A 1,193-nucleotide genomic window follows, 5' to 3' on the forward strand; every position below is an offset into this window, starting at 1 on the left:
CAACTGCCAGCAGACGCAGAATTTAAAGGATACGAACAAGTAATCATCCAAGATATCAGCTTGGCAACCGACAACATATTGTTCCGTAAACAGAAATATTACTCACCCTCACTCCGAAAAACTTATGTAGCAGAACTACCAATGGGCTACGAAGGAGAATTTGGACCAGGAATCAAAGCCTTAATCATTAGTTTGTACTATGGCGGCAATATGACGCAAGGCAAACTACTAGATTTTTTAGCAGATTTAGGCATTTCCATTTCAGCAGGTTATTTATCCAACCTGCTAATCAAAAACCACTCGGGTTTTGAAACCGAGAAAAAAGAAGTTTATGATTCAGGACTAGCGAGTAGCCCCTGGCAACACTTCGACCAAACAGGCGCGCGTGTAGGTGGAGTCAACCATACCACCAATATAATCTGCAACCCTTTATATACAGTCTACTCGTGCGTCAGCCAATAAAGACCGACTGACGGTACTGAAAGGATTACAGCCCGGACGAGAACTGAAATTTATTCTAAATCCACTGACATTCTCACTAATTGAGGACTTTAAAATCCCGATTAAATGGCAAAACGCTCTCCAGCTATTACCTCAAGAAACGGTGTTGAGTGAGGCACAGTTTAATCACAAACTAAATAAGTATTTACCCAAACTGGGTTCCCAACAAGTTACCCGGATTAAGGAAGCAGCAGCTATTGCTTTCTATCATCAGCAAACAGATTGCCCAGTCGTACAAACTCTCTGTTGCGATGATGCCCCCCAATTCAAGTTAATCACTACTGATAGAGCGTTATGTTGGGTGCATGAGGGAAGGCATTACAAGAAGTTAAGCCCGGTATTCCATTGCCATCAAGTAATTTTAGAGCAGTTTCTCGATGATTTTTGGGATTATTATCGGGAATTATTAGCTTATAAAAATGCTCCCAGGACTGAAGCTGCACTGCTTTTAAGGTCGAAATTTCGGCGGCTTTTTGAAACTCAAAGTGGCTATGAATTGTTGGATGAACGCAAACAATTAACTGCGACAAAAGTATCGGAGTTGCTTAGAGTTTTAGAACACCCTGAATTACCTCTACATAATAATCCGGCTGAGTTAGCTGCCAGAACTAGGGTCTGGAGTTTAGACTAAGCACAAATTGACTCAGCCTGAGCTGAGTGGAAAAAATGGTTAATCAGCGAGAGGTTCTCAA

1 protein-coding gene and 1 pseudogene are annotated in these 1,193 nt (G+C 41.7%); both read left to right on the top strand.

All coding sequences use genetic code 11. The features are described 5' to 3' along the window. A pseudogene (locus QUB37_RS29710) lies at nt 1-462 on the top strand (hypothetical protein); the annotation flags it as partial. Nucleotides 463-607: 145 nt separating this feature from the next. Next, nucleotides 608-1,132: a hypothetical protein gene (locus QUB37_RS29715; protein ID WP_333168833.1), complete on the top strand. Its 525-nt coding sequence runs from the start codon at nt 608-610 to the stop codon at nt 1,130-1,132. Nucleotides 1,133-1,193 lie beyond the last annotated feature (61 nt).

The organism is Microcoleus sp. AT3-A2 (assembly GCF_036705685.1).
Taxonomy (GTDB): domain Bacteria; phylum Cyanobacteriota; class Cyanobacteriia; order Cyanobacteriales; family Microcoleaceae; genus Microcoleus.